Origin of the sequence: Marinithermofilum abyssi, from assembly GCF_014641195.1 — a bacterium.
Classification (GTDB): domain Bacteria; phylum Bacillota; class Bacilli; order Thermoactinomycetales; family DSM-45169; genus Marinithermofilum; species Marinithermofilum abyssi.
In genome coordinates, this window is record NZ_BMHQ01000007.1 from 173421 (window position 1) to 200237 (window position 26817).

24 protein-coding genes, 10 tRNA genes and 2 rRNA genes are annotated in these 26817 nt (G+C 51.9%); 9 read left to right on the forward strand and 27 right to left on the reverse strand.

The genetic code is table 11. The features are described 5' to 3' along the window. Positions 1 to 54: 54 nt before the first annotated feature. The 3 genes from nadA to nadB are packed head-to-tail and all read right to left on the reverse strand — an operon-like array spanning position 55 to position 3522. Positions 55 to 1161, reverse strand: a complete 1107-nt coding sequence (gene nadA, locus IEW70_RS11295) for a quinolinate synthase NadA (RefSeq protein WP_308423155.1) — start codon at positions 1159 to 1161, stop codon at positions 55 to 57. Then, a complete protein-coding gene (gene nadC / locus IEW70_RS11300; RefSeq protein ID WP_188648065.1) occupies positions 1161 to 1997 on the reverse strand; it encodes a carboxylating nicotinate-nucleotide diphosphorylase in 837 nt (278 codons plus the stop codon). The genes nadA and nadC overlap by 1 nt, the downstream gene beginning before the upstream one ends. Next, the gene (gene nadB / locus IEW70_RS11305; RefSeq protein ID WP_229751945.1) at positions 1972 to 3522 is read right to left on the reverse strand and encodes an L-aspartate oxidase; all 1551 of its coding nucleotides are present in this window, start codon (positions 3520 to 3522) and stop codon (positions 1972 to 1974) included. Before nadB ends, nadC begins: the two co-directional genes overlap by 26 nt. Positions 3523 to 3709: 187 nt before the next feature. Between nadB and IEW70_RS11310 the strand changes: the two genes are divergently transcribed. The 3 genes from IEW70_RS11310 (at position 3710) to IEW70_RS11320 (ending at position 6852) form a co-directional block, all read left to right on the forward strand. Further along, the gene (locus IEW70_RS11310) at positions 3710 to 4861 is read left to right on the forward strand and encodes a cysteine desulfurase family protein (RefSeq protein ID WP_229751946.1); all 1152 of its coding nucleotides are present in this window, start codon (positions 3710 to 3712) and stop codon (positions 4859 to 4861) included. A 136-nt stretch (positions 4862 to 4997) separates the two neighbouring features. After that, the gene (locus tag IEW70_RS11315) at positions 4998 to 5606 is read left to right on the forward strand and encodes a hypothetical protein (protein WP_188648033.1); all 609 of its coding nucleotides are present in this window, start codon (positions 4998 to 5000) and stop codon (positions 5604 to 5606) included. A gap of 145 nt (positions 5607 to 5751) precedes the next feature. After that, on the forward strand, positions 5752 to 6852 hold the full coding sequence (locus IEW70_RS11320) for an AI-2E family transporter (protein WP_188648034.1): 1101 nt from the start codon (positions 5752 to 5754) through the stop codon (positions 6850 to 6852). 198 nt (positions 6853 to 7050) lie between these two features. Here IEW70_RS11320 and pepV read toward each other — a convergent pair whose 3' ends face one another. From pepV to IEW70_RS11335, 3 genes are all read right to left on the reverse strand, one after another. Further along, positions 7051 to 8463, reverse strand: a complete 1413-nt coding sequence (gene pepV / locus IEW70_RS11325) for a dipeptidase PepV (protein WP_188648035.1) — start codon at positions 8461 to 8463, stop codon at positions 7051 to 7053. Positions 8464 to 8476: 13 nt separating this feature from the next. Further along, entirely contained in the window at positions 8477 to 8863 is a 387-nt protein-coding gene (locus tag IEW70_RS11330; RefSeq protein ID WP_188648036.1) for a VOC family protein, read from the reverse strand. Positions 8864 to 8927: 64 nt separating this feature from the next. After that, positions 8928 to 9758 carry an inositol monophosphatase family protein gene (locus tag IEW70_RS11335; RefSeq protein WP_229751947.1) on the reverse strand — a complete coding sequence of 277 codons (831 nt, stop codon included), beginning with the start codon at positions 9756 to 9758 and terminating at the stop codon, positions 8928 to 8930. A 150-nt stretch (positions 9759 to 9908) separates the two neighbouring features. On the opposite strand from IEW70_RS11335, the gene IEW70_RS11340 reads away from it, so the two are divergent. Further along, a complete protein-coding gene (locus IEW70_RS11340; protein WP_188648037.1) occupies positions 9909 to 10814 on the forward strand; it encodes a zinc dependent phospholipase C family protein in 906 nt (301 codons plus the stop codon). A gap of 53 nt (positions 10815 to 10867) precedes the next feature. On the opposite strand, the gene IEW70_RS11345 is transcribed toward IEW70_RS11340, so the two are convergent. Next, positions 10868 to 11860: an inorganic phosphate transporter gene (locus IEW70_RS11345; RefSeq protein ID WP_188648038.1), complete on the reverse strand. Its 993-nt coding sequence runs from the start codon at positions 11858 to 11860 to the stop codon at positions 10868 to 10870. After that, positions 11853 to 12473: a DUF47 domain-containing protein gene (locus IEW70_RS11350; protein ID WP_188648039.1), complete on the reverse strand. Its 621-nt coding sequence runs from the start codon at positions 12471 to 12473 to the stop codon at positions 11853 to 11855. The genes IEW70_RS11345 and IEW70_RS11350 overlap by 8 nt, the downstream gene beginning before the upstream one ends. A gap of 377 nt (positions 12474 to 12850) precedes the next feature. On the opposite strand from IEW70_RS11350, the gene IEW70_RS11355 reads away from it, so the two are divergent. Continuing rightward, the gene (locus IEW70_RS11355) at positions 12851 to 13819 is read left to right on the forward strand and encodes a PIG-L family deacetylase (protein WP_188648040.1); all 969 of its coding nucleotides are present in this window, start codon (positions 12851 to 12853) and stop codon (positions 13817 to 13819) included. Positions 13820 to 13854: 35 nt separating this feature from the next. Here the strand turns inward: IEW70_RS11355 and arcD are convergent, their stop codons facing one another. Further along, positions 13855 to 15291 (reverse strand): arginine-ornithine antiporter, encoded by a 1437-nt coding sequence (gene arcD / locus IEW70_RS11360; protein ID WP_188648041.1) that lies wholly within the window; start codon positions 15289 to 15291, stop codon positions 13855 to 13857. A 290-nt stretch (positions 15292 to 15581) separates the two neighbouring features. Here arcD and IEW70_RS11365 point away from each other — a divergent pair, with 290 nt between their 5' ends. Beyond that, positions 15582 to 15761, forward strand: a complete 180-nt coding sequence (locus IEW70_RS11365) for a hypothetical protein (RefSeq protein ID WP_188648042.1) — start codon at positions 15582 to 15584, stop codon at positions 15759 to 15761. Between the two features lie 321 nt (positions 15762 to 16082). Here the strand turns inward: IEW70_RS11365 and IEW70_RS11370 are convergent, their stop codons facing one another. The 4 genes from IEW70_RS11370 to IEW70_RS11385 all read right to left on the reverse strand — a co-directional run bounded on the left by IEW70_RS11370 (position 16083) and on the right by IEW70_RS11385 (position 19926). Next, the gene (locus tag IEW70_RS11370) at positions 16083 to 16517 is read right to left on the reverse strand and encodes a hypothetical protein (protein ID WP_188648043.1); all 435 of its coding nucleotides are present in this window, start codon (positions 16515 to 16517) and stop codon (positions 16083 to 16085) included. Beyond that, positions 16510 to 17313: an SDR family NAD(P)-dependent oxidoreductase gene (locus IEW70_RS11375; RefSeq protein ID WP_188648044.1), complete on the reverse strand. Its 804-nt coding sequence runs from the start codon at positions 17311 to 17313 to the stop codon at positions 16510 to 16512. Before IEW70_RS11375 ends, IEW70_RS11370 begins: the two co-directional genes overlap by 8 nt. Before the next feature lie 107 nt (positions 17314 to 17420). Continuing rightward, positions 17421 to 18338, reverse strand: coding sequence for a tetratricopeptide repeat protein (locus tag IEW70_RS11380; protein ID WP_188648045.1), 918 nt, complete (start codon positions 18336 to 18338; stop codon positions 17421 to 17423). A gap of 232 nt (positions 18339 to 18570) precedes the next feature. After that, a complete protein-coding gene (locus IEW70_RS11385; RefSeq protein ID WP_188648046.1) occupies positions 18571 to 19926 on the reverse strand; it encodes a TrkH family potassium uptake protein in 1356 nt (451 codons plus the stop codon). Between the two features lie 184 nt (positions 19927 to 20110). On the opposite strand from IEW70_RS11385, the gene mnmA reads away from it, so the two are divergent. Continuing rightward, complete coding sequence (gene mnmA, locus IEW70_RS11390) at positions 20111 to 21229, forward strand: tRNA 2-thiouridine(34) synthase MnmA (RefSeq protein ID WP_188648047.1); 1119 nt, start codon at positions 20111 to 20113, stop codon at positions 21227 to 21229. Positions 21230 to 21620: 391 nt separating this feature from the next. On the opposite strand, the gene IEW70_RS18165 is transcribed toward mnmA, so the two are convergent. Together IEW70_RS18165 and IEW70_RS11395 are read right to left on the reverse strand one after the other, a co-directional pair. Next, positions 21621 to 21755, reverse strand: coding sequence for a hypothetical protein (locus IEW70_RS18165; protein ID WP_268234869.1), 135 nt, complete (start codon positions 21753 to 21755; stop codon positions 21621 to 21623). Between the two features lie 419 nt (positions 21756 to 22174). Beyond that, a complete protein-coding gene (locus tag IEW70_RS11395; RefSeq protein ID WP_188648048.1) occupies positions 22175 to 22387 on the reverse strand; it encodes a hypothetical protein in 213 nt (70 codons plus the stop codon). An 83-nt stretch (positions 22388 to 22470) separates the two neighbouring features. On the opposite strand from IEW70_RS11395, the gene IEW70_RS11400 reads away from it, so the two are divergent. Continuing rightward, positions 22471 to 22689 carry a hypothetical protein gene (locus tag IEW70_RS11400; RefSeq protein WP_188648049.1) on the forward strand — a complete coding sequence of 73 codons (219 nt, stop codon included), beginning with the start codon at positions 22471 to 22473 and terminating at the stop codon, positions 22687 to 22689. A 75-nt stretch (positions 22690 to 22764) separates the two neighbouring features. Here the strand turns inward: IEW70_RS11400 and IEW70_RS11405 are convergent. The 6 genes from IEW70_RS11405 to IEW70_RS11430 form a co-directional block, all read right to left on the reverse strand. Continuing rightward, positions 22765 to 22841 (reverse strand) — tRNA-Arg (locus IEW70_RS11405). 4 nt (positions 22842 to 22845) lie between these two features. Next, positions 22846 to 22933, reverse strand: a tRNA-Leu gene (locus IEW70_RS11410). A 92-nt stretch (positions 22934 to 23025) separates the two neighbouring features. Beyond that, positions 23026 to 23100: transfer RNA gene (locus IEW70_RS11415), tRNA-Gly, on the reverse strand. 36 nt (positions 23101 to 23136) lie between these two features. Then, a tRNA-Arg gene (locus IEW70_RS11420) sits at positions 23137 to 23213 on the reverse strand. 4 nt (positions 23214 to 23217) lie between these two features. Next, a tRNA-Leu gene (locus IEW70_RS11425) sits at positions 23218 to 23305 on the reverse strand. Between the two features lie 18 nt (positions 23306 to 23323). Beyond that, positions 23324 to 23397: transfer RNA gene (locus IEW70_RS11430), tRNA-Cys, on the reverse strand. Between the two features lie 63 nt (positions 23398 to 23460). On the opposite strand from IEW70_RS11430, the gene IEW70_RS11435 reads away from it, so the two are divergent. After that, positions 23461 to 23880, forward strand: a complete 420-nt coding sequence (locus tag IEW70_RS11435) for a YugN family protein (RefSeq protein ID WP_188648050.1) — start codon at positions 23461 to 23463, stop codon at positions 23878 to 23880. Here the strand turns inward: IEW70_RS11435 and IEW70_RS11440 are convergent. The 6 genes from IEW70_RS11440 to IEW70_RS11465 form a co-directional block, all read right to left on the reverse strand. Further along, a tRNA-Trp gene (locus IEW70_RS11440) sits at positions 23881 to 23954 on the reverse strand. Positions 23955 to 23959: 5 nt separating this feature from the next. Next, a tRNA-Thr gene (locus IEW70_RS11445) sits at positions 23960 to 24035 on the reverse strand. A gap of 6 nt (positions 24036 to 24041) precedes the next feature. Beyond that, positions 24042 to 24117: transfer RNA gene (locus tag IEW70_RS11450), tRNA-Phe, on the reverse strand. Between the two features lie 55 nt (positions 24118 to 24172). Further along, positions 24173 to 24267 (reverse strand) — tRNA-Ser (locus tag IEW70_RS11455). 12 nt (positions 24268 to 24279) lie between these two features. Next, a 5S ribosomal RNA gene (rrf, locus tag IEW70_RS11460) occupies positions 24280 to 24396 on the reverse strand. Between the two features lie 71 nt (positions 24397 to 24467). Beyond that, positions 24468 to 26817: ribosomal RNA gene (locus IEW70_RS11465) — 23S ribosomal RNA — on the reverse strand; the annotation flags it as partial.

Genomic DNA, 26817 nt, shown 5'->3' on the forward strand with positions numbered 1-26817 from the left:
ATGAAAAAAAATCATCCCCCTGCCGCGGTACGGAAGGGGAATGTGAAGAAATCATTATTTGATCGCCAACATCCGGTCCAGTGCGGTCTTGGCCCATCGTGCCGTCTCCGAATCAACCCTCACCTGGTTCACCAGTTGTTTTTCCGCCAAAGATTCCAATGCCCAAAGCAAGTGAGGCCGGTCGATCCGGTTCATCGTCAGGCAAGGGCACATCGTTTCACTTAACAATTTCACCGTTTTGTCCGGATGTTGCTTCGCCAGCCGCTGCACCAAGTTGATTTCGGTACCGACAGCCCATCGGCTCCCCTGAGCCGATTCGGCGATTCTCCGGATGATATAGCTGGTCGATCCGCTGTCATCTGCCGCTTGCACCACATCAAAGGTACACTCCGGATGAACGATGATACGCATCTCCGGATCCTTTTCCCTCCACCGGCGGATTTGGTCCGTCGTAAACTTGGTGTGAACAGAGCAATGCCCTTTCCACAACAATACCCGCATCTGATCCATCGGGCCGTCGACTTCTTCCCACTCTCCCGCGACGGGATTCCACACGGCCATTTCGGACAAAGGAATGCCCATCTCAAAAGCGGTGTTCCTTCCCAGGTGTTGGTCCGGCAAAAACAACACCCGTTTCTTGCGGGAAAAAGCCCACTTCAGCACTCCCGGGGCATTGGTAGACGTGCAAGTTGTCCCTCCATGCCTTCCCACAAAAGCTTTGATGGCCGCGGTAGAATTGACGTAGGTGATCGGGAGGACCGTATCTCCATAAAGATCCTCGATCACTTCCCAAGCTTCCTCCAACTCGTCGATGTCGGCCATATCCGCCATCGAGCATCCTGCTTTCATATCCGGCAAAATGACTTGCTGCTCTTCGGTCGTTAGGATATCTGCCGTTTCGGCCATGAAATGAACCCCGCAAAATACGATCGCTTTGGCATCCCGCTGCCGCTGGGCAATCCGGGCCAATTCCAGGGAATCCCCGGTGTAATCGGCAAAACGGATCACATCATCCCGCTGGTAATGATGTCCCATAATTACCAGATCGCTGCCCAGCCGGTCTTTGGCTGCCTGGATGCGGCGGTCCAGTTCCGCGTCGCTCAATTGACGGTATTTATCAGGAAGCTCCGTATATGTCGGTGCCAAAGATTGTACAGTCATCATGAACCCTCCTCGGATTGAATGTCCATACTGATATCCAAAGCCTGAACCGAGTGCGTCAGCCACCCCATGGAAATGGCATTCACTCCCGTTTCTGCGACGGCACGGGCAGTTTCCGGCGTAATGCCGCCGGAGGCTTCCGTCCATACTTTGCCGTCAATCAAAGCGACCGCCTCCCGCAAAGTAGCGAGGTCCATGTTGTCGAGCAGGATGGCATCCACCTCCAAAGCCAACGCTTCCCGCACCTGCTCCAGCGTGTCCGCTTCCACTTCCACCTGCACCATATGCCCGACTTGCTCCCGAACCCTGCGCACCGCTTCTGACATGCTGCCCGCCAAGGCAATGTGATTGTCCTTGATCATCACGCCATGACTCAAGCCGAAACGATGATTGACGCCGCCCCCGGCTCTGACCGCCGCCTTCTCCAACATCCGTAAACCCGGCAGTGTTTTTCGAGTATCCAATACGCTGCAATCCAGACCTTCCAATGCGTCGACCACTTTCCGGGTCTGCGTGGCGATCCCGCTCAGATGCTGAAGCAGATTGAGTGCTACCCGCTCCCCGGCCAATAAATCCCGTGTTTTTCCTTGGATCACTGCCAGCTCGCTCCCGGCAGCAACAACATCCCCGTCGGATACCGCGGCAACAAAAGTCACCGCAGGATCCAGCTCCCGGAAGACCGCTTCCGCCACGGCCAAACCGGCTGTTACTCCCTCCTCCTTCGCCAAGAGGACCGCCCGGCTGCGGTGATCTTCCCCAACCAAGGCCTCCGTGGTCCAATCGCCGAATCCGATATCCTCGTTCAAAGATTCACGAACAAACTGTCGCAAGTGCATCCGGTTCACCCATAGTCCCCCTCTGTTGCCGACTGTGTTTTTTCGCCCAAACTCTTTCTGTATTTGGGTAATCCTCCCGGTAATGGCCGCCGCGGCTTTCTTGCCGCCACTTGGCTGCACGCAAAATTAATTGTGCAACAGTAATCATATTGCGGCATTCCACTTCTTCTGCCGGCACTTTCTTCTCCAATTGTGCCAGTTGGTGCAGCCCGGATGTTAAACCCCTTTCGCTGCGAATGATGCCTCCAGTTTCCCACATGATGCGCTGGATCTCCGTTTTCCACCGGGAAGATGTGGGTCTTGTCCTGCATATACAGGGTGGCGGTGTATCGGGCATCTCTGTTCCCAATGGGGCTGAAAGCAACGAGAGCGCCTTTTCCGATACCCGGCGACCGTAGACAACCCCCTCCAACAAGGAATTGCTGGCCAGTCGATTCGCTCCGTGAACCCCTGTACAGGCTGCTTCCCCCACCGCGAAAAGTCGGGGAATCGTCGTCTGTCCCCAGGAGTCTGTACGAATCCCGCCCATTACAAAATGAGCAGCCGGGGTCACCGGTAGGAGATCTGTTGTCGGATTGAGGCCGTTTTCCCGGCAACGTCCCCAGATGGTAGGAAATCGCTTTTCAAAGGAGGTTCCAATCTTTCGCGCGTCCAAAAACACGTTCCGACCTGCTTCCATCTGACGAAAAATGGCTTGAGCCACCACATCCCGGGGAGCCAAATCCCCCCATGGATGCACTTGTTTCATGAATGCATGGCCCTGTTCATTCACCAAAACGGCTCCTTCTCCGCGAACCGCCTCGGATATGAGGAACAGCGGAAGCTGGTCCCCCTTCAGTGCTGTGGGATGAAATTGGACAAACTCCATATCGGTAAGTACGGCACCTGCTCGGTATGCCATAGCCAATCCGTCTCCCGTCACGGCGGGATCATTGGTGGTATAGCGATACACTTGCCCGCACCCGCCGGTAGCCAAAACGACAGCTGCCGCTCGAAACAACACCGGTCCAGTTTCGTCCACTGCCCATACGCCCGTGCATTCCCCCCCGGTCATTGCCAGATCCGTCACTGTCACACCAGAGTATATGCGAATACGGGGATGCTCCCCCGCTCGTTTCAACAAGGCGCTCATAATAGCCGCTCCAGTAGCGTCACCGGCGTGCAGCACCCGCGGAAGGCGGTGGGCTCCTTCCCGGCACAAGGACCAATTACTTCCATCCCGATCAAAATGAGTGCCCCACTGGTGAAGAAGTTCGATGGCCGCAGGTCCGTTCGTCACCAACGTCTCCACTGCATCGGGATCGCAAAGGCCGCCCCCGGCCCGCAATGTATCTTCTCCATGCTGCTTCGGATGATCACTTTTCCCAACCGCTGCCGCAATCCCCCCCTGTGCCCGGTAGGAGTTGCCTGACTCCAGGGATTTGGTCAAGACAGCTACTTCGCTGCCGCGGGACAACAGCAATGCCGTGATCAAACCCGAGATTCCGCTTCCCACAACCACGACATCCGGCTGCTCCAACCGCAATATGTTCACCCTTTCACAATTCAAAATCTAAGATTTCCATTCTCTCTTTCATTCTCCTGATCTCCACTCCATTGTCAAACCACCATAAACGGATTTGTAATCGCTTTCCTCCCATAACCTCTTTTTCTCTTCACAAATCTGTGAAAAAGGGATAATGTTAAAAGTGTAACAAAGGAGGGAACAAATCGTGAACCTCTACTTTGATCACGGAGCGACGACACCTTTACGACCTGAAGTACTGGATGCCATGATGGAGAGCCTGCGATCCACCCCCGCCAACCCCGGCAGCCTGCATGACCCTGGCCAGCAGAGCCGAGCCGCCGTAGAGCATGCCAGGGAACAAGTGGCTGCTGCCATCGGAGCTTCTCCACGGGAAATCATCTTCACCGCATCGGGTACCGAAGCCAATAACCTCGCACTGCTCGGTGCCGCACGCAAGCATAAAAACCGGGGATCCCACATTCTCGTCTCCCAAGTGGAGCACCCTTCCGTCCTGCACACCTGCCGGGCATTGGAGCAAGAAGGATTCCGTGTGACATATCTGCCGGTCACAGAGCAGGGAGAGCTCCGCATGGAAGAATTGGAAGCCGCCCTCACACCGGATACGATCCTGGTCAGCGTGATGGCAGCCAACAATGAAACCGGCACCCTGATGCCCATCGCTGACATTGGAAGGCGTTTAATGGGCACCGGAATCCTGTTTCATACCGACGCGGTCCAGTGGTTCGGCAAAAAGCCGCTGGATGTACAGACGTGGCAGGTTGATCTGATGTCCTTGGGCGGACACAAAATCAACGGCCCCAAAGGGGTCGGCGTCCTCTACCTGCGCAAGGGAACCCGAATCGATCCGATCCTGTACGGGGGCGGGCAGGAGCGGGGTCTTCGACCCGGGACGGCGAATGTTCCCGCCATTGTGGGCATGGGGGTGGCAGCACACCTGGCGGACCGAGAAGCCGCTGCCACGGAAAGCCGGCTGACTCACTTGCGGGATCGATTATGGACACGCTTATCCGAGACTATTCCGGGAGTCCGTTTGAACGGTCATCCAACCCTGCGGCTGCCCTCCCATCTCAATATCAGCTTTGAACAAGTGGAGGGGCAAGCCTTCCTGCTGGAGCTCAACCGACACGGTATTTCTGTCTCCAGCGGGTCCGCCTGCAGCGCCGGTAAACACGCCCCCTCCCATGTGCTGACGGCCATGGGACGCTCGCCTGAGGAAGCATATCAGAGCGTTCGCATTACCTTGGGGAAAACGACGACGGAAGAAGAAGTGGATCTGCTGGCCGAGAAATGCAAAGAAGTAGTCGATTATCTGCGATCTTTGATGGAGACTACCTGACTCCAAAAGCCGATTCCCTATTATCTGTATGAAGAACCTCTCATCTCCACCTATCGGGTTACAGACAAGTGAACAAGCTTTTGATACACTAGTACTTGGATAAAGAGCCTAAAGGTGAAAAAGGGAGGTGTATCTGATGCTGAAACCTATCAAACGGAAAAAGTGGACACGGATCCACAAGGTGGGATTGCTTTGCCTGGTAGGAGGATTGATGCTTCCAGGCTATGCGGCACCGCAGGCCCAGGCTCCGCAAAGCCAAGATCGCTTTTCGAAGCTTTTTGACGAGAAACCGGCAACGGAACTGGCTTCCCAACCACAGAAAAGATCGACCGAAGAGAACGAAAGCCGGAAAACGAAAGATGATTTAACCCAACAACCGACAGAAAAACGCGTGACAGCCAAACAGCCGGTACATAGAGAAGACCGGGAGCCTCAGTGGAGCCAGGCCCGGAGTAAACCGTCGGAAGAGGTCGTTGATGACAAACCTGTTCCCGGAAAAGAGACATCGACCGAACCGGTTCAGCCTGAACCGAAGCAACCGCCGCAGCAGTCTCAGCCCCAACAACCGAATGATGGACAAAACGGCGATACACCCGATGACAGCAGCCCTCCGCCCAAGCAGCAGAAACCGGATGACGGCAGCGATCAAGGTGGACTGCTGGAGCCGGTTCAGGGGATTGTGGACGGAGTCGGCGGTGCCTTGCATGTTGAAAATCAGAGCGAAAGTTCCGCTCTCCTCCCCTGAATACACCGTGGGAAATCACCCGCGGCTTTTTTTTTTTTTTTTGCCTCCAGTATGCTTTTTTACACTCGATGTCCCTTTTTTCCGCAGTTTTGGTAAAATGTCATTAAGTTTTGGAGATGACTGGTGTTAGGAAGGGAGTGTATCCATGCCACAGTCAAAGCCCTTTTTGTTCGGCTATGCCATCGTACTGATTCTGTTGATCATTTATTTGGGGACGCTGGTTGACTTTATTTTCCAACCAGTCGTTGTCCTCGTACAGACCCTCTTTTTCCCTTTTCTCGTTTCCGGGCTATTCTATTATCTATTTCGTCCCGTTGTGAACTACTTACAGACCATCGGTATTCCCCGGGTATTATCCATTCTGCTCCTCTATCTGGCGTTTGCCGGTTTGGTTACTTTATTGATCTTTCTGGCGGGACCCCTGTTGCAAAAACAGCTGACCAACCTGATTGAGAATCTGCCCACTCTGTTTACCAAAGTACAAACGCAGTTGGAACGGTTGCACAACCACCCGTGGGTGAACAATTACCTGGAACAAAACAGCCTGAATGAAATCACCGGCAATATCACGGAGTATCTGAGCAGCAGCACTTCCACCATCGTTACGAACATTGCCAAGTTCTTCAGTATCCTCACCAGTATCGTGGTCGTCTTTGTCACCGTCCCTTTCATTCTCTTCTACATGTTAAAGGAGGGGGAAAAAGCGCCGAGGCAAGTGTTGCGGTTTCTCCCTTCCACTCAACGCGCCGAAGGACGCCGCATCTTGGCAGACATGGACAAAGCCATCAGTTCCTACATCCAGGGGCAGGTGTTGGTCAGTGTCTGTGTGGGAATCATCATCTACATCGGCTATCTGATCATCGGCCTGGATTACTCTCTCTTATTGGCGCTGGTTACCATGTTTACCAACATCATTCCCTTCGTCGGACCGATCATCGGGACCATCCCCGCCATGATCGTTGCTTTTATCGATTCGCCGTGGATGGTACTGAAAGTGTTGATCGTCACCTTGATCGCTCAGCAGGTGGAGGGGAACTTTATCTCTCCTATGGTCATGGGACGAACCCTGAATATCCACCCGTTGACGATCATTCTCTTGTTGCTGGTAGCGGGCAGCCTTGGCGGATTTTTGGGATTGCTGCTGGCAGTGCCCACCTATGCGGTGTTGAAAGTGGTGGTCAGCCACAGCTACCGCTTAATCAAACTGCGTAACCGGAAGGAAAAAACCGACTTGGCCGGTGAGTAGTCCTGACCTGTCAGAAAAAAGCAGCCTCGAGATTCGACGGGTGCCGAGGCATCTCAGCTGTTTGTTTAAAATGGATGCCCCTCTGTTACGTGGACGTGGAAAGGGAACGACGGGTGGAGACATTCTCTGCTTGACTGGACAGGTTTGTCAACCAACTGGGCACCCTCCGAATACGGAAGGTGCCCAGTTGGTTGATTCTTATTTCGCCAATTCATAGATCGCTTGTGCATACATCGCCGCCGCTAGGACGAGATCATCCACCGCAAGATGCTCGTCTTTTTGATGGGCCGTATCTTTCCGCCCCGGGAACAAGGGACCAAAGGCTACACCCGTCTTCAGCGCCCGGGCATAGGTTGCCCCGCCGATGCGGCGAAGTTCGGCTTTCTCTCCGGTATGCTCCTCATAAACCTTTTGCAAAGTGGTTACCAAAGGATGAGATTCATCGACCGCATGTCCGGCTTTGTGATCGATATCCGCCACTTTCAGGCCAAATGGCTGCAGCTGCTTTTCCACCGTCTGCAGGATCTGTTTATGATCCCCGGAAAGGGGGTAACGAATATTCAGCTTCACCAGTTGTTCCCCGCCGCGGCGATAGCGAAACACGCCGCCGTTCACCGTCAAGGCTCCTACTTGATCGTCAGACTGAGCGATGCCCAGGTTGGCCCCGTCAAAGCTGTCCACGAGGTGACGGTTCAACATGGATACATAACGCTCTCCAGAGGCATCCAAAGACAACTCTTTTAGGAAAAGCGCCAAGTGATAGGCGGCATTGGAACCTTTCTCCGGTTCGGATCCGTGATGGGCTTGCCCTTGCATCACCAACATCAGATGGTCATCGGCTTCCTCCGCATAGCCGCGAATGCGCCGCTGTAAAAGGAAATCCTGGTATTTCTCTTTCAGCTCGAAAACATCGCCGTCTCCTTCCAGTCGGACCCGGGCAAGTTCCGGCACCATATTGGCCCGCTGGCCCGCCTCAAACTCGGCCAATATCCACTCCCCATCCGCCGGATCTTCCATTGCACCTTCTCCTGCCAACGTGACGTCGAGCAGCCCCTTTTCCGCCACAATGATGGGGAAATCCGCATCCGGCGTAAAGCCCATATCGGGCATCGCTTCCCGTTCGAAGTAGTAGTCCATATCCCGCCACTGGGACTCTTCATCCGTGCCCAAAATCAGGCGTACTTTTTTGGATAAGGGAAGGTTCCGTTCTTTCACCAGCTTCATCGCAAAAAACGCGGCCATCGCCGGACCTTTGTCATCCAGCGCACCGCGGCCGTACAACTTCCCGTCACGCACTTCCGGCTCAAAAGGAGGGGAAGACCATCCTTCCCCTGCCGGTACGACATCCAAGTGGACCAAAACACCGATCAGCTCGTCCCCTTCACCGATTTCCAGATGTCCGGCATAGCCCTCCACATTTTTTGTTTTCATCCCAGCAGCTTCCCCTAAGTCCAACATATACTGCAGGGCTTGGGCCACTTTTTTCCCGAAAGGTGCTCCTTCTTTGGCCGTAGATTCGTCCAGTACACTTTCAATGGCCAGCAGTTCCTTTGCTCGGGCCAACAACTCATCCTTTTGTTTTACCATCTCTTGTTGCCAATCGATCGTCACCGTCGTTCCTCCTCTACAACTTCATATGCGGGGTGTAGGCGGCTTCCAATATGTAGCCATCCGGGTCCAAAAAATCCACGGTGTAGTAGCCGGGTGAATAATGGCTTTGCTCCAGCGGTCCCCGAAGCACCGTCACCTTATTTTTAACCAGCCAATCATGAACTCGGTCAACCGTCTCTCGACTGACAGCCTGAAAACAAAAATGACGCGGGCCCAGTCCGTCCTGACGTTCCAAATGAGGCATTTCACGGAAATAGATCTCCGACTGTCCACTGCTGAATGCCCGCTCCGCCAAGGCCTTCCAGCTAAGCAAAGCAAACAGCTCCGTGTAAAAGGGACCGGAAATAGCCCAGTCTTTCACCCACCATTCCACGTGATTGATTCCTGGTCGCATATCCATAACCTTCCACCCCTACCGCTAACCCGTCCTTGGTGGTTTAAAGCATCGTGCGGTTGCAGCTGATTCAGCTTTGTTCAAAACCGGTAACCCCGGCTTCTTTCAATCCATGTAACACGTCATCGTGAATCCGTCCGTTGGTAGCCAAGATATGACGCACGCCGATATCATAAGGACGACCTACGGTGTCCGTCACCCGACCGCCCGCTTCCTGGACCAACAAGCTTCCCGCAGCCAAATCCCAGGCATTTAGTTCAAGCTCCCAGAAACCGCTCAATCGACCGGCAGCAACACTCGCTAAGTGTAGAGCTGCCGATCCGGCCGTTCGCACATTCCGGCAACGAGGGGCCAAATGCAAGATCCCTTCCACGTTACGCATGCGGATCCCCCGGGCATCCGCGGGAATCCCGCTGGCCAAGAGAGCCTCCTCCAAATGGCTTTCTCCCGATACCCGAATCGGCTCACCGTTGAGATAAGCCCCTTTGCCTTTTTCCGCAGTAAAAAGCTCATCCCGTAAGGGGTCGTAGATCACGCCGACAATTACATCTTCCCGCTCCGCCAACGCGATGGAAACGCAGAAAAACGGGAATCCGTGCACAAAGTTGGTCGTCCCGTCGATCGGATCCACAATCCACAAATATTCCTTGCTGCGATGTTCTTCCAAAGCCGTTTTGGAGGCTTCCACTCCTGGCTGAACACCCTCTTCTCCCAAAATACCATGTTCCGGGTGATGGTCCCAAATGATTTCCCGAATGATTTCTTCCGATGCTTGATCCACTTCCGTTACCAGATCATGAGCGGAAGATTTTGTTTTCACCCGCTTGGCAGAAGTGGCTTTTTCCCGAATCAATGCCCCAGCCTGTCTGGCAGCATGCACCGCCGTATCCAAGTAGTTCAAACCATGCTTCCTCCCGTCTGTTGGACTGATATGATATCACTATACCACGGCTTTGTGGGATGACCAAATCCATCTGTTACGGGAAAAAGAGGAGTTTGGCAGCGGCTGTCGAATCCAATAGGGAACTGCCAAACTCAGGAGGGACACGGGTTGCCAAATGTCTGGAGCCACATCTTGTTTGGACAAAGGGCGTTGAAAAGGGCCGGTTTTTCGGTGCCCGTAAACCCGAAGGCCTTTAACTTCGGTTGCCAGGGACCAGACTTTCTTCTTTATCACAACTTTTATCCATGGAAATGGGATTCCCGGGTCAGCAATCTCGGCAATGCGATTCACAAACGGCATTGCGGACCGTTTCTGCTGGATCTGATCCAAGCGGGTCTGCAACACGTGGATATGCGTGAATATATCCAGGGTTTCGTCACCCATCACATTCTCGATCGCTGGACGCATCCCTACATCATTTACCGATCAGGCGACGGCAAATACAAACACCAGGAACTGGAGATCATTATCGATACAATCCTGGCCCTCCGGCTGGAAAAAATCCGAACCTGGAAAGAGCCGGTCACTCCCCATATCAATCTCGGCAAACAACTCCCACGGAGTTGGGTTCGGGTCATGGAGCATACCGCACGCAAGCATTTTCCCAGGGAAGCCGGCTCCATCAAGGGTCGAGACTGGCAACGCGCCTACAGGCATATGCTCCACGCCCTCCGTCTCTTTTTTGACCCTTACGGGATCAAGTTCATTCTGACGATGGGTGCTATTCGACCCTTTCGTTATAAAAAACCCAATCCCTCTGTGGATTATCTGAACGAATCGCTGCATGCATGGGTTCACCCCGCTCTTCCTCAAGAACGGCACAGAGAAAGCTTTTGGTCTCTTTGGGAGAAAGCTTTGAAAGAGGCGGACAGCATCTTGCGGACGGTTCAAGCATGCTGGCAGGGGGAAAATCAGTGGACGCTGTTGAAACAGCAAATCGGCAATCTCTCTTATGATACCGGAAAAGATTGCGATACCAATCTGCTGAATAAGGCCTGCGATCCGATTGTATAAACAAAGAAACCCCAGCTGACAGCAGCTGGGAGCTTTTTGTTTAGCACGATATTCTACTCCAATACCTTCAGTACCTGATAAATGAGGAAACTCATCACCGCGGTGCCTGGCAACGTAAAGACCCAGGCGTAAAGGATTTTGCCGGCAACACCCCAGCGGACGCCTTTTAAGCGCTCCGCTGCCCCTACACCTATCACGGAACCGGTAATGGTCTGGGTGGTGCTGACGGGAACCCCGATTTTTGCGACGGTAGCCAAGAGAAGAGCGGCAGAAGTTTCCGCTGCAAAACCATGGGGTGTTTCCAGTTTGCTGAGCCGGTACCCCATGGTGCGAATCACATTCCACCCGCCGATGGCGGTACCTAACGCCATCGCCAGACCGGCGGATACCATCACCCAGGTTGGCACCTCCACGGATTCGAGGTAACCACCGGCCACCAACGCCATCGTAATAATCCCCATCGCCTTCTGAGCATCTGAAGTGCCGTGACTAAAAGCCATAAAAGATGCCGAAAGAATCTGTAACGGACGGAACAGCTTTTTCACTTTGGACGGTGCGGTATTGGCAAACAGACTGCGGATCAACTTCATGAGCAGAAAAGACAGCACTCCACCGAGCAGCGGCGACAGAAACATCGCCACAAAGATAAGCAGGATGCCCTGTATTTTCAATACAGCAAAGCCTTTATAGGCCGCTACTGCCCCGATGAGAGCGCCGATCAATGCGTGAGATGAACTAGTCGGCAGCCCTATCAGCACCGTCACCGTATTCCAGATAATTGCTGACAACAACGTGGCCACGATCACCAGCAAAGTGACATTTTTCGGATCGACGATATCTTCCCCGATCGCTTTAGCTACGGCTGTAGAGAAAAAAGCACCTGCCAAGTTTAACACGGCGGCCAGCATCACCGCTTTAAACGGTGTCAACGTGCGTGTCCCGATCGACGTGGCGATCGCATTGGCACAATCGTGCCAGCCGTTGGTAAAGTCAAATACCAACGCCAACACGATAACCAGAACGACCAGCACTATGGGATCAAGCATACTTCATGACCACGCTTTCCAGCACATCAGCCAAGTCTTCCGCAGTATCCGTCACCTTTTCCAGATTCTCGTAGATCTCTTTCATTTTGATTAGTTCATAGGGATCTTTGGGATCTTCAAACAGGGACCCTACCGACTCGCGCATCAATTTGTCCCCTTTGTTTTCCAACAGGTTGATTTCCACGGAGATCTTCCGAATCGTAGCATAATCCTTTTTCTCCAAGGCGATGAAGGCCTCTTGCAGGTTTTCCGCCACTTTTTCCAGTAACTCTGCAAACTGCATCAGGTACGGAGTCGTTTTGTCCACATGAAAATAAACAAAACGGGAAGCACAAGCTTCGATTCCATCCAGCACATCGTCCAATTTGACAGCCAATTGAAAGATGTCCTCTCCATCCAAAGGCGTAACGAAGGTTTGATTCAGTTCCTTCAACAGCATATGGGTGTATTCGTCCCCTTTGGACTCCAGCTCCTTCAATTTTTCGGCATACTCTTCCTTGTGCTCCAGGGTTTCAACATTTTGTCGAAACAATTGCATCGCTTCCACGATGTTGCCGGCAGCATCCACCATTGTTTGATAAAAAAGTGAATCCTTCGATCGGTTGAAAAGCAAAACCGATTCCCCCTATACCGGTGTATTTGCTGATTCCCAACGGGTAGCCGTCTTCAGACACCCTCTACTATCATAATGGTTTTTACCGTTGATGCAAAGATCCTTTCTTGGCACCGACTGCTTCGTCAATTTTACAATCCAAAAGATACGTGGAATAAGAAGCTCGCCGTTAACGTGAACTATTATCCCCCAAAAGATTTATCCCCATGCTCCCTCTCTATAACTCTCGAATTGGATCAAAAGGCAGTTGCCATTACCATAAACTCCCGAGTATAATCGTGATTGGATTCTTTTATCGACCCTTTTTATCCGGACGGACGAGATAAAGGAGCGCTTGTACGATCAGAAAGATTCAGGTTCTTTTATCTCTCTTTTCTTTGGTTTGTTTCGGAGCGTTTTTTGCACACTATCAAGCCCAAGGTGATACACCAAAACCCCAGGAGAAGAAAAAGGGCCCGGATCCGGTTGTTTACTTCGTACCTCATGCTGATGACGAGGTACTTACCTATGCGGTGGATATACGAAACGCCATTTATAATGGGCACCCCGTTTACCTGGTTCTTTTTTCAGAGGGGGAACACTCCATCGCCAGAGAAGTGGTCAACGGCCGGTTTGATGCCAGCTCGGTCCATGCCGAACGAGCGGGTGAGCGGGTCTTTTGCAAGTGGCATAAAACCTATCATGATACCCGACGAACGCCTTCTTTGTACGGCCATCTTTCCCTGAAGGAATTCGGAAAGGTACGAGTGGACGACTTTTACCGTTCCGGTGAGGCATTGGGCGTGCCGAAGGAAAACATCTTTACCTATTCGATTCCCAATGGCGGCTTCACGGAACACAATGTCCGACCGATCATTGAGCACTTTTTGAAACAATTTCCCGATGCCGAGTTTCGCACCATGTCCAAGGCGGACGTACATCCGGATCACGCCAAGATTGGAGAAGTGTTGGAGAAGATGGAACAAGAAAATCTCATTCGTCCGTCCAAGACCCGATATTTTATATCCATTTTCACTGATCGCTTCTCTCATCGGCCTTTGCCTGTAAAGACCGATTTGATGCATCTGGAAGACCCGCTGGACGAATATTATGTGTTGGAAAGTATAGAAGTGTACAAAACGTACCAACCCGCGGAAGGGTTGTACGGAACAGGGTATCACTCCGTACCGGATCAGTTTGAGTCGCTGATCCAGGCTGTGTACACCCGGTATTATGACGAATGGCAGCCGCTGAATCGACAGACGGCTCCTCATCAACCGCCTAAGCACCCGCCTGGCCAACCGGTCCAGGAGGATCCGACGAAAACCGATCCAACAGAGACGGAGGCACCTCCATCCGGGAAATAAAAAAAGCCGCTCCATGCGAAGCGGCTTTTGTTCCGTTACGCTCCCGGTTGAATTTGGCCGATCCACATCATATAGATGGCGAAGACAGCCGCTCCCAGGATAAACAGGGCCAGCAGACTCTCTCCCGGGCGGAACCATTTTTCCCCCTTTTCTGCACGGGCTTTTCCGTACAAAAACAATCCTGTAGCATAAATGACCGCTGTCAACAGGAGGTAATCCAGCCCGGCGGCGTACACCAGCCACATGGAATAGAGACTGGCGATCAATCCGATGATCATGTCTTTGGTACGGGAATCTCCTTTTTCATAGGTTTCTCCCGTTCCAACCAATTTCACCTGATACAAGGCCGAAAAGAGATAGGGCAATAAAATAGCAACACTGGCCATGGAGTATACAATCTGATAAGTGGATTCCGAAAACAGGACGATAATGATAAACAGTTGGACAATCCCGTTGGAAACCCACAAAGAAGCGCTGGGGCTTCCATTTTTGTTTTCTTTGGCAAACCAGCTGGGGAACACCCCTTCACGTCCGGCGACATAAGGTAATTCGATCGCCAAGAGGGTCCAGCCCAGCAATGCTCCCGCAATAGAAACGATCAACCCGATATTGATCAGTACGGCACCCCAAGGGCCCACTACATGTTCCAACACGTAGGCCAGCGAGGGAGCTTTCAAGTCGGCTAGTTTCGACCGGGACATCACCCCGAGCGATAAAATGGAAATCAGAATGTAAATCGTCATGGTACCGAGCAAGCCGATCACCGTCGCCCGACCCACGTCTTTTTTCTTTTTGGCCCGGCCGGACATTACCACGGCACCTTCCACGCCGACAAACGTCCACAAGGTGACCAGCATGGTTTCTTTCACTTGTTCCTTGACGATTTTCCAGTCAAAACCCCGGGTGTCGGGTCCCCAGAAATCCTGGAGGAACACATCATAATGAAAGGCAAATACGATCAATACTAAAAAGACAAAGATGGGAATCATCTTCCCAATGGTCGTAATCAGATTGACCAGAGAGGCTTCTTTCACCCCGCTTAAAATCAGGGCATGAACTGCCCAAAGAAGAGCAGAGGAAGCAATAATGGAAGGAAGGTTGTTCCCCTCGCCAAAAATCGGAAAGAAATAGCTGAGCGAGCTGAACAACAGCGTAAAAAATGCCAAATTCCCCAGCAAAGTGGACATCCAATATCCATAGGCACTGTTAAATCCGAGGTACTCTCCGAATCCAGCCCGGGTATATCCATAAATCCCGCCATCCAACTCCGCTTTGCGATTGGTGAGGTTATGAAAGACCAACACCAGGGCGATCATACCGATCCCGGTAATCAACCATCCCAAGATGACAGGACCGCTGTTTGCCGCCGCAGCCATATCGCTGGGCAGATTAAACGCTCCTCCCCCTACCATGGTGCCTACCACCAAGGCAATTAATGTGAAAAAGCCGAGTTCTTTTTTCTCCTGCTTCATCCTAATTTCACGGCAGACCCCTACCCGCCGTATTTTCACCTCTTATTACTGGTTTCGTTAGTGCTTTATCAAGCTAAAATGTTTAAAAATACATTGAGCATTATAATGCATTCATCTTTATCCTTCAAATGACTGTATATTCAAACCTTTATATCATGTTGATCTTTCCGCAGGAAAAACCGTGTAAATACAGTGTTTGAAGTCCATAGGGACCAAAAGACCCTGTAAGGATTTACCTCTCATGACTTCTCCGCCATCCCCCCATGCTATGTATAAAGGAGGAATGAATGATGGGCAATCGGCACGAGTACGATGAAAACACGGACAGTATTTTTCAAAGTGTACAGTTTGCTTATGAACAAAGCGGAGAATTGACGGATATTGATCCGTCCACCGAAGCCCGCCGTAAAAAAGAGGAACAAGCTGAGCCAGAAGAAAAGGACGCAAGAAATAAAAGAAATAACAAATAAACACCGGCACTGGTCCGGTGTTGAGGTTGCTGACAGAGTTTTGTTGGAGAGGGACAGCAGGAAGCCCTTCTACTCAGTCGCGGCTTTTGAACGACGTACCCAGCGAAAAAACGTGTGATCGAGGTAAAAACCGAGCCATGCAAAGATTCTTTGGCTCCCGCCTCGGTCATCGCACCTGCATTTACGTGCGGAGGGTCACGCTCTATTTTAGAGCGTACAGGATCACTTCGTGACGTCGGAAGGGAAGCGACGGGTAAAAGGGCATTCTCTGCTTACTAGAGGTTTGTCGTCAATCTGAACACCGGCAGTACCGGTGTTTTTTCAACCGTGAACGTTAGCCCCCAGGTAAGAGCCCTCGATATGCAAATACAACACATTCAAATCACAAATACGGCTGGATAAATCGTTCATCCGGTCGAATAACTGTTCAAACTCCTGATCGTCGCCGGATCGATTCAACGCCTCGAAGCAATTCATATACTCCCGTTCAAAGCTCTTGATTTGCGGCGGAATCCTGGAGCAAATCTCTTGACATCGCAGCTCAAAAAGGTGCTGCTCTTTTTCCGACAGCTGTTCATAGGGGACATGAAGGCGAGGACGGTCAATACCCAAGCGTTCATCATTCCAAAAATCATAAGCTGCCGCTTTTCTCTCCATGATCTCTTCACTCCCGTAGATGCCTCTGTATCCCATCATATAGCGAAAGCCGGAGTGAAAACAACAGGAAACGCCTGTTTCAGGGGAAGATTTAACCAAGCAGCCCTCCTCCGGAGATGCGCATCTGGGCTCCTATAATGTTATTTGCTGCATCTGTACACAGAAAAGCAGTGACCGCCGCCACTTCCTCCGGCCGGCTCAACCTTCCGGAAGGAAGCCCTTTTTCCATTTGAGACCACATTTCTTCCAAGGATTTGCCCGCTCTTCGGGCCTTTACACCGATCGCCTCTTTGGCCATATCCGTTTCCACAAAGCCCGGGGCTACGGCATTAACCTGAATGCCGTATTTGGCCGCTTCCACTGCCAGACACTGTGTAAATCCGTTCAAAGCAAACTTGGAAGAAGCATAGATCGTGCCTCCTTCCCAACCGCGAATCCCTGACAGGGAAGAGATATTGATAATTTTGCCCGATCGACGGCGCCGCATCTCTTCATATACCTGTTGAGTCAACATCACAATAGAGGTAAAATTGACGTTCATCACCCGTTCCAACTCTGCTTGCTCCACTTCTTCGAGCAACGCTCCGGCAAATACCCCGGCGTTGTTAATCAGGATATCGATGGACCCCAACGCTTTCCGGGTTTCTTTTACTAACCGTTCCCGATCCTTCGCATCCGTCAAATCCGCGGGGATTGTCTCAATTTTCCCCTGACCCGACTCGGCCTGAATCGATTGTTTCAGGCGTGCCAACTTTTGTTGGTTACGCCCGGTCAATAGGAGATTGGCTCCCATTTGAGCCAATTGTTGCGCAATGGATTGTCCAATCCCTCCAGTGGCGCCTGTCACCACCACTGTTTTTCCCTGTAACACATCGGAAGAAAAAATGGAACGCAAAAAGAAAACCTCCTTCTTCGTCTAATGGGATGTATTCCTTTCTTACCATTCCCCGTTCCGAGAAAAGGTAACATCCGATCCATGACGAAGATGGAGGCTTTCTCCTGTTAGTTGCGTGACAGCAGCGCTTTCTTTTCTAATTGATGCATTCGATAGTGAAGCATGGGTTGATATTCGGGGCGCACATACTCCACCATCTGGTGAAGCGTTTCTACTGCTTGTTTGATCTCCCCTTTTTCTTCTAGCGCCTGCGCATAATCCGTTCCGATAAAAGGAGTGATAAATTTAGGAGTCCAGTAATCCTCACAAAAACGAATCAGCGCATCGGTCCATCCTTTTTTGCGCAAGTTAGCGGTTACCGTCATCGCCGCCACCTCTTCCTCCCATTCTGGAAACTCTTCATCCACTCGATAGGAGCGCGTCAAGTCCAGAGCAGCCCGAAACCGGTCCATCGCTTCTGATTCCTGACGTAAATCGAGATAAAGCTTGCCCAGTTCCAGCTGGGGCCACCATGCATCAGGCTGAGATGCCAGCTCCTTCAAAATCTCCTCCGCTTGCTCCCGGCTGTTGCACCAACGCGTCAGCATCCGGAGAGCCGTCTCCTGGTTCGGTTCGCGCTTCAACCCTTCAATAAGGGCAGGAAGCACCTTCTCTTTTTCCTCACGGTTCGCATATACTTTGGCCAGGTATGTATAGGCGACTCCCCGGTCGGGAAAGCGCTCGATACACTCTTGCAAAACGGCTTCAGCATCACCGTATTGCTTTTGGCGCAAATGAACCAGAGCTTTGACCAACAGTGCCCCTTCTTGCCGCTCCGTCAACTCCAGCAAGCGATCGGCACCTTTGCCCGCTTCTTCCAAAAATCCATCCCGGAAGACCTGCACGACCAGGGTATACAAACCCTCTGCATGGTCCCACTCGGCTTGCATATTTTCGGGAATGACACGCTGACGGAATTCTTCCCGATCGATCCAGATCATTTGACCCAACTCGTCATACAGTGGGATTCGGGTTCCTGCTGTCAATCCGTCTCCTCCCATCCGTGGCATTCTTAGAAGTCTTTCTCGGGTACAACGGAAACAGAAAATGATTGAATCATTTCAATATATTATTATAGCAAATGTTTCCGTGCTTTTGGCGCAAAAAACAACCAAACAAGTCAAATGAAGGAGCATACTATCTCTTACGCCTCCCGCCATCTCGTAATTTAAAACACGTCCGGTCCGCCACAATAACGAAACCGGCTCATGTCGTGTATCATCCGATCAACGGCTTTTCCTCCGGATAGCGGATAGTGGGAGTTTCCAATTTTTTCGCCAGAGCGAAAGCAATCGTCAATGGCCCCAATCTCCCGGCAAACATCGTACCAATGATCAGGCATTTCCCTGCAGCGGATAAACTCGGGGTCAGTCCCAAAGTCAAACCAACCGTTCCAAAAGCCGATACCGTTTCAAACAATACCGGAAATACTTCAGAGGACTCCGTGATGGTCAGTAACATCGTCACCACTACCACCAAGGTGAGGGACGCCACCATCACTGTCAACGCTTTATAAACCTGCCGGTGAGGAATGGTCCGCTCAAAAGTAACCACGTCTTCACGGCCCCGGGTCATCCCCCATACCGCCAACAAAATGGCGGCAAAGGTGGTTGTCTTGATTCCGCCGCCGGTAGAACCAGGCGATGCTCCCACGAACATCAGCAAAATAATCAAAAACGCCGTCGCCGGGTACAAATCCGATAGGTTCACCGTATTGAAACCAGCCGTCCGGGGAGTAGCCGATTGAAAATACGAAGCCAGGAACTTTCCCCCTAACGGCAGGGGACCCAACGTCTTGGGATTGCCCCATTCAAACAAAAGAAAGGCAAGCATTCCCCCTGCCAGCAACACCCCTGTCGTTACCAGCACCAGCTTGGTGTGCAGGCTGATCCGATGCGTCCACCGGTATTGATAGAGCTCGACCAACACGATAAATCCGATCCCCCCCAGTATCAACAGGGAAGAGATGACTAAACTGACTAAGGGGTCGTTTACAAAGTGGGTAAGGTTGCTAAACTTGCCATAATCGCCGAACAAATCGAATCCGGCGTTGTTAAAAGCGGAAACCGAGTGGAACAACGCATAGTACAACCCTTTTTCCCAGCCAAACTGGGGAATCCATCGCAGCGATAACAGCGTGAACCCGATTCCTTCGAGGATAAAAGTAAAAGAAAGGATATACAGAACCAGTTTCACGATGCCGCCTACTTTGGATTGATTAAATGCTTGCTGCAACAACAAGCGTTCCCGGACACCGATGCGTTTCCCCAATAAATACGCAAAAAATGTGGCAAAAGTCATAAACCCCAATCCGCCGGTTTGAATCAGCAGCATAATCACCACCTCACCAAAGGTACTGAAGGTGGTGGCTGTATCCGTTACAACCAGTCCCGTCACACATACGGCAGAAGTGGCCGTAAATAAGGCATCCAAAAACGGAACCGGCTTTCCTTCCGATGCAATCGGCAACGACAACAAAATCGCTCCGATCAGAATGGTGACAGCAAAGCCGATGACCAAATATTGAGGAGGCGTCAAGCGTTGGAAGATACTCTCCTGTTTCACATTCGCCATGGGAATCCCTTCTTTGTTAAACAAGTTCTGTGTTATAATATTGCCTTAAAGAAAAAATAAAACAACCAGGGATTGCGATCGGTGATCCAACCATCCTATTCCTGGCTTGCTTATAATGGAGGAGTACCTTCTCCAAAGTAACGTATGGTGATCAATGACCGGCCCCTGACGGGTTGGTCAGGAGGTGAGCAACATGAGCAAAAAAACACGCGTTGTGTTGGGTATGTCCGGAGGAGTTGACTCCTCGGTTGCCGCATTGCTTCTCAAAGAACAAGGGTATGACGTAATCGGGCTGTTCATGAAAAACTGGGATGACACCGATGAATACGGCAATTGCACGGCCACGGAAGACTTTGAAGATGTCCGCCGGGTGTGCGATCATATCGGCATCCCTTATTATTCCGTTAACTTCGAGAAAGAGTACCGTGACAAAGTCTTCCAATACTTTTTGGATGAATACCAAAATGGACGTACGCCCAACCCCGACGTCATGTGTAATAAAGAGATTAAGTTTGGGGAGTTTCTGGAAAAAGCACTACAATTGGGCGCAGATAAAATCGCGACGGGGCATTATGCCCAAATAAAACAAGAGGACGGCACATACCGTTTGGTACGGGGTGCCGACCCGAACAAAGACCAGACCTATTTTCTGTACACGCTGGGGCAGGAGCAACTCTCCAAAACCATGTTTCCCGTCGGCCATCTGCAAAAGAGTGAACTGCGTCGAATCGCTGAACAGGCCGGTTTACCCACAGCCAAGAAAAAAGACAGCACCGGAATCTGCTTTATCGGGGAACGGGATTTCAAAGAGTTTTTGAGTCACTACCTTCCCGCCCAACCCGGTGAAATGCGCACCCTGGACGGGGAAGTCAAAGGCCGACACGACGGGCTGATGTATTATACTCTCGGCCAACGTCAAGGACTGGGCATTGGCGGTGGCGGTACAGGCGACCCCTGGTTCGTTGTGGGAAAAGATCTGGATCAAAACGTCTTGTATGTGGCTCAAGGCCACGACCACCCGGCCCTGTTCTCCGATGGTCTGATCGCTGTGGATCTTCACTGGGTCGACCGCAAAGAACGGACAGAGCCGTTTACTTGCACGGCGAAGTTCCGATATCGCCAAAAAGATCAAGCCGTTACCGTTTATCCCTTGCCCGGCGGACGTTGCAAAGTGATGTTTGCTGAGCCGCAGCGGGCGGTTACTCCAGGGCAATCCGTCGTCTTTTATCAGGGAGACATCTGCCTGGGCGGCGGAATTATCGACGACACTTTCAAAACAAAAGAAAACGCGACCTCTGCGTAAAGAAAACCCGCACCTTCGATGCGGGTTTTTTGGTTTATTTCGTCACCATCATCAAAACAACTTTTTTGACAATTTTCGATAAAATAGGACTTTCGACCCTTTTTCTTCCTCCCTTCACACGATATGATTGGCTATGAATCCATATCATGGAGGAATACCATGCGTAATATGTATCATTTGCAAAAGCGCACCGGTTCAGGGAATGATCAGTCCAAGCCTTCACCTTCCACTTCTTCCGAATTCGGCATCCGTAAGAAAATCAGGCTGTTCCCCATTTTTACGGTGAGTATCATCGGAATCGTTGTCTATTTTCTCACCGGGCCAGTTTCGTTGTCCGCAGATTCGTGGTTTTTTTCTGCTTCAAGTCCTTTTGCTAATCCAGATGCTTCATCTAATGGATCATCCCATGGCAAACAGCTTTTTGGTGCATCTCCGGGGACAGATTCTCTTTGGGACAAGCAATGGCATGAAAAGCCGGGAGCTGGAAAGTGGACTCCACCGAAGGATGAACCAGCTTCTCGGTCACGTTCACCCATCCCTGTGAAAAAGGGGAATCATCATTCGAAATCGTTTTATCCGACACCGGTTACCAGCGACAGAACAGCTCCCAAAACCGTCTCTTCTGGGGACAAGCACAAGCCAAGGAATATTTTTCGTCAGCCCCCCAACCGTACTGCCGGGAAGCAACCCCCTGCCCTCGACCATGCCATGAAAAAGCACACTCAGCGGATTTATTTTATACGAACAAGCAAAAACGGAATGTCTTTGACAACAGAAAAACGAGTTTCCCTGTATCGATTGACATCCTCCGGGAAACTGATTCAAGTCGACGGGATCGGAGCCCCACAGTCCATATCCCATCGATATCGATCCGGTCCCGCACATCCATCGGTTCTTCAAGTGGAAGGCGATCAGGTCACCTCCGCCGATTTTCAACCTGTATTTTCACCGCAACCGTATCAAGATCTTAAAAAATGGACGGCCCATTTTAAAGGAGTGGATATACACATCCAGGACACCACTTTGCTGCACGATCCCGAATTTATCCAATGGTTCCAGCAACTCTCCCGTATGGTGCGTCAACAGCAGAAAACCATTGCCGGCCTTTTGATCCGAGAACAACACCGGATCAGCTGCGGCAAACATTACGCAGTCCACTCCCTTCTTCCACCGATCACGTCACTATTCGAGTTTCTATTACTCCTGATCTCCAATCCCAACCGGAACGTCTTCTCCAGTGGGTGGATGTCATACATCAATCTTCTGTAGCCGATAAACTGATTCTGGCTGGAGTTGATGGCAATCCAGAGCGATTGGCTCAGTGGGCGAACCAGATTCCCCACCTTAGCTCCCTGATGGAGAAGCTGCAACAAAAAGGCACGGGTTTGGGTTGGTATGGCAGCCGTACTGCATTGGAGAAGGTCATCCGTGTAAAATCCGTAACTCGAAAAGATGGGTGAAGCATATTAGAGCTATAGGAACACGGAGTACGGACCATTACGGTAAAAGAAAAAGCGCACCGAATTGGTGCGCTTTGGCGTGCCCTGAGAGATTCGAACTCCCGACCTTCTGATTCGTAGTCAGACGCTCTATCCAGCTGAGCTAAGGGCACATGTTGGTGCGGATGAGAGTACTTGAACCTCCACGGTCGTAATGACCACTAGATCCTGAATCTAGCGCGTCTGCCGATTCCGCCACATCCGCATATGATGTTATTTTAATTGTTGCCAACGAAAACAATTATATTACACAGAGTACAAGGTGTCAACAACTTTTTCTTGCCTGTTTGCATGAAATGGAGCGGAAGACGGGATTCGAACCCGCGACCCCCACCTTGGCAAGGTGGTGCTCTACCCCTGAGCTACTTCCGCAGGTGGAGAAGAAAAGCACACCCGTCGGATGCGCTTTGGCGTGCCCTGAGAGATTCGAACTCCCGACCTTCTGATTCGTAGTCAGACGCTCTATCCAGCTGAGCTAAGGGCACATGTTGGTGCGGACGAGAGGACTTGAACCTCCACGGTCGTAATGACCACTAGATCCTGAATCTAGCGCGTCTGCCGATTCCGCCACGTCCGCAAGCAATAAATGAAATCCTGGAGGCGGCACCCGGATTCGAACCGGGGATAAAGGTTTTGCAGACCTCTGCCTTACCACTTGGCTATGCCGCCATGATGTATGAGGAATGCTTCTCTTTCACAGACTAACGATGTCTCTAAAGGAGGTGGATAACCATGATCCCTCTGGATTCTCCACTGGAGAACCAACAAGGTTCATTTCGTGATCTGGATACCCTTTTTAATGCCGAAGGTTTTGTCCTCGGCGGAGGGTATGAGTATGATCACGGTTATTATGATAAAGCCCTGGATTGGGAAGAAAACATGGAACATCGCGCTTATTTGCGCATCCCGGTGTTCACGGAAAGCGGCAACCTCGGCGAAAACGATGCCACGATCCGCATCGGAAAACCCTTTGCACTCAAACACGAGTACCAATCGGGTCTAGATGATCATGTCGATACCGGGGTCATCAGCGGTCTGATAGACCAATTTCAAGAACCGGCCGACAAAGATGCCGATGTGGAAGAAAAATGGTTGCAACGGGCACAATCCGAATTGCAACAATTGGAACACCGGTTTTTAAATGCTGAATAATGGCAGGGGCGGCAGGAATCGAACCCGCATTTGAGGTTTTGGAGACCTCTGTTCTACCATTGAACTACGCCCCTACGTGTGGTGCCGGCGAGAGGACTTGAACCCCCAACCTACTGATTACAAGTCAGTTGCTCTACCAGTTGAGCTACACCGGCGAAAAATGGTGGTTCGGGACGGAATCGAACCGCCGACACGAGGATTTTCAGTCCTCTGCTCTACCGACTGAGCTACCGAACCACAGTGACAAAGTATAATATAACACGACGGACCAGTGCAGTCAACTTGATAAAAATGGCGGAGAGGGAGGGATTCGAACCCTCGAGACAGGTTTATGCCCGCCTACACGATTTCCAATCGTGCTCCTTCGGCCAACTCGGACACCTCTCCGCGATAAAAAATGCCTGGCAACGTCCTACTCTCCCAAGGGGTCTCCCCCTCAGTACCATCGGCGCTGGAGGGCTTAACTTCCGTGTTCGGTATGGGAACGGGTGGTTCCCCTCCGCTATCATCACCAGACATCTTTCGTTGTCAGGGTTATGCACCCTGAAAACTGGATACCAACACGCGCCACCCTTCCGGAGTGACTCCAGGAGAAGTCCTCGACCGATTCGTATCCGTCAGCTCAACATGTCACCATGCTTACACCTCGGACCGATCTACCTTGTCTTCTTCAAGGGGTCTTACCTGGACGAGCCAGTGGGAAGTCTCATCTTGAGGGGGGCTTCGCGCTTAGATGCTTTCAGCGCTTATCCCTTCCGCACTTAGCTACCCAGCTGTGCTTCTGGCGAAACAACTGGTACACCAGCGGTGCGTCCGTCCCGGTCCTCTCGTACTAAGGACGGCTCCTCTCAAACTTCCTGCGCCCGCGACGGATAGGGACCGAACTGTCTCACGACGTTCTGAACCCAGCTCGCGTACCGCTTTAATGGGCGAACAGCCCAACCCTTGGGACCGACTTCAGCCCCAGGATGCGATGAGCCGACATCGAGGTGCCAAACCTCCCCGTCGATGTGGACTCTTGGGGGAGATTAGCCTGTTATCCCCGGGGTAGCTTTTATCCGTTGAGCGATGGCCCTTCCACACGGTGCCACCGGATCACTAAGTCCGACTTTCGTCCCTGCTCGACTTGTGGGTCTCGCAGTCAAGCTCCCTTCTGCCTTTGCACTCTTCGGCGCGATTTCCAACCGCGCTGAGGGAACCTTGGAGCGCCTCCGTTACCTTTTAGGAGGCGACCGCCCCAGTCAAACTGCCCACCTGACACGGTCCCGCAACCGGTTCACGGTTGTCGGTTAGAACCCCAGTACGACCAGGGTGGTATCCCACCAGCGCCTCCTCCGAACCTGGCGGCCCGGATTCTCAGGCTCCCACCTATCCTGTACAGATCGTACCAGAATCCAATATCAGGCTACAGTAAAGCTCCACGGGGTCTTTCCGTCCTGTCGCGGGTAACCCGCATCTTCACGGGTACTACGATTTCACCGAGCCTCTCGTTGAGACAGCGCCCAAGTCGTTACGCCTTTCGTGCGGGTCGGAACTTACCCGACAAGGAATTTCGCTACCTTAGGACCGTTATAGTTACGGCCGCCGTTTACTGGGGCTTCGGTTCAGAGCTTCGCATACGCTAACCCTTCCCCTTAACCTTCCAGCACCGGGCAGGCGTCAGCCCCTATACTTCGCCTTGCGGCTTCGCAGAGACCTGTGTTTTTGCTAAACAGTCGCTTGGGCCTCTTCACTGCGGCCCCCTCGAGCAGCCAATCGGCCACCCTACCGGGGCACCCCTTCTCCCGAAGTTACGGGGTCATTTTGCCGAGTTCCTTAACGAGAGTTCTCTCGCGCGCCTGAGGATTCTCACCCTGCCTACCTGTGTCGGTTTGCGGTACGGGCACCTCACTCCTCGCTAGAGGCTTTTCTCGGCAGTGTGGGATCGAAGACTTCGGTACTATTGTTTCCCTCGTCATCACGGCTCAGCCTTACGATCGGACGGATTTGCCTATCCGATCAGCCTAACCGCTTGAACGCGCATGTCCAGCAGCGCGATCTCCTACCCTCCTGCGTCCCCCCTTCGCTCAAACGGAGTGGAGGTGGTACAGGAATATCAACCTGTTATCCATCGCCTACGCCTTTCGGCCTCGGCTTAGGTCCCGACTAACCCTGAGTGGACGAACCTTCCTCAGGAAACCTTAGGCTTCCGGCGGAGGGGATTCTCACCCCTCTTTTCGTTACTCACACCGGCATTCTCACTTCCCAGCGCTCCACCATGCCTTCCGGCACAGCTTCGGCGCCCTGGGAACGCTCCCCTACCATCCATTTTGGATCCACAGCTTCGGTGGCGTGTTTAGCCCCGTTACATTTTCGGCGCAGAGTCACTTGACCAGTGAGCTATTACGCACTCTTTAAATGATGGCTGCTTCTAAGCCAACATCCTGGTTGTCTGGGCAACTCCACATCCTTTTCCACTTAACACGCACTTGGGGACCTTAGCTGGTGGTCTGGGCTGTTTCCCTTTCGACTACGGATCTTAGCACTCGCAGTCTGACTCCCGGAAAACAAGTCCATGGCATTCGGAGTTTGACTGAGTTCGGTAACCCTGTGGGGGCCCCTAGCCCAATCAGTGCTCTACCTCCACGACTCTTTCTTCCGAGGCTAGCCCTAAAGCTATTTCGGGGAGAACCAGCTATCTCCGAGTTCGATTGGCATTTCACCCCTACCCACACCTCATCCCCTGGTTTTTCAACACCAGTGGGTTCGGGCCTCCATTCAGTGTTACCTGAACTTCACCCTGGACATGGGTAGATCACCCGGTTTCGGGTCGACGACGACGTACTCAATCGCCCTGTTCAGACTCGCTTTCGCTGCGGCTCCGGCTTCTCACCTTAACCTCGCACGCCATCGTCACTCGCCGGTTCATTCTACAAAAGGCACGCCGTCATCCCTCAC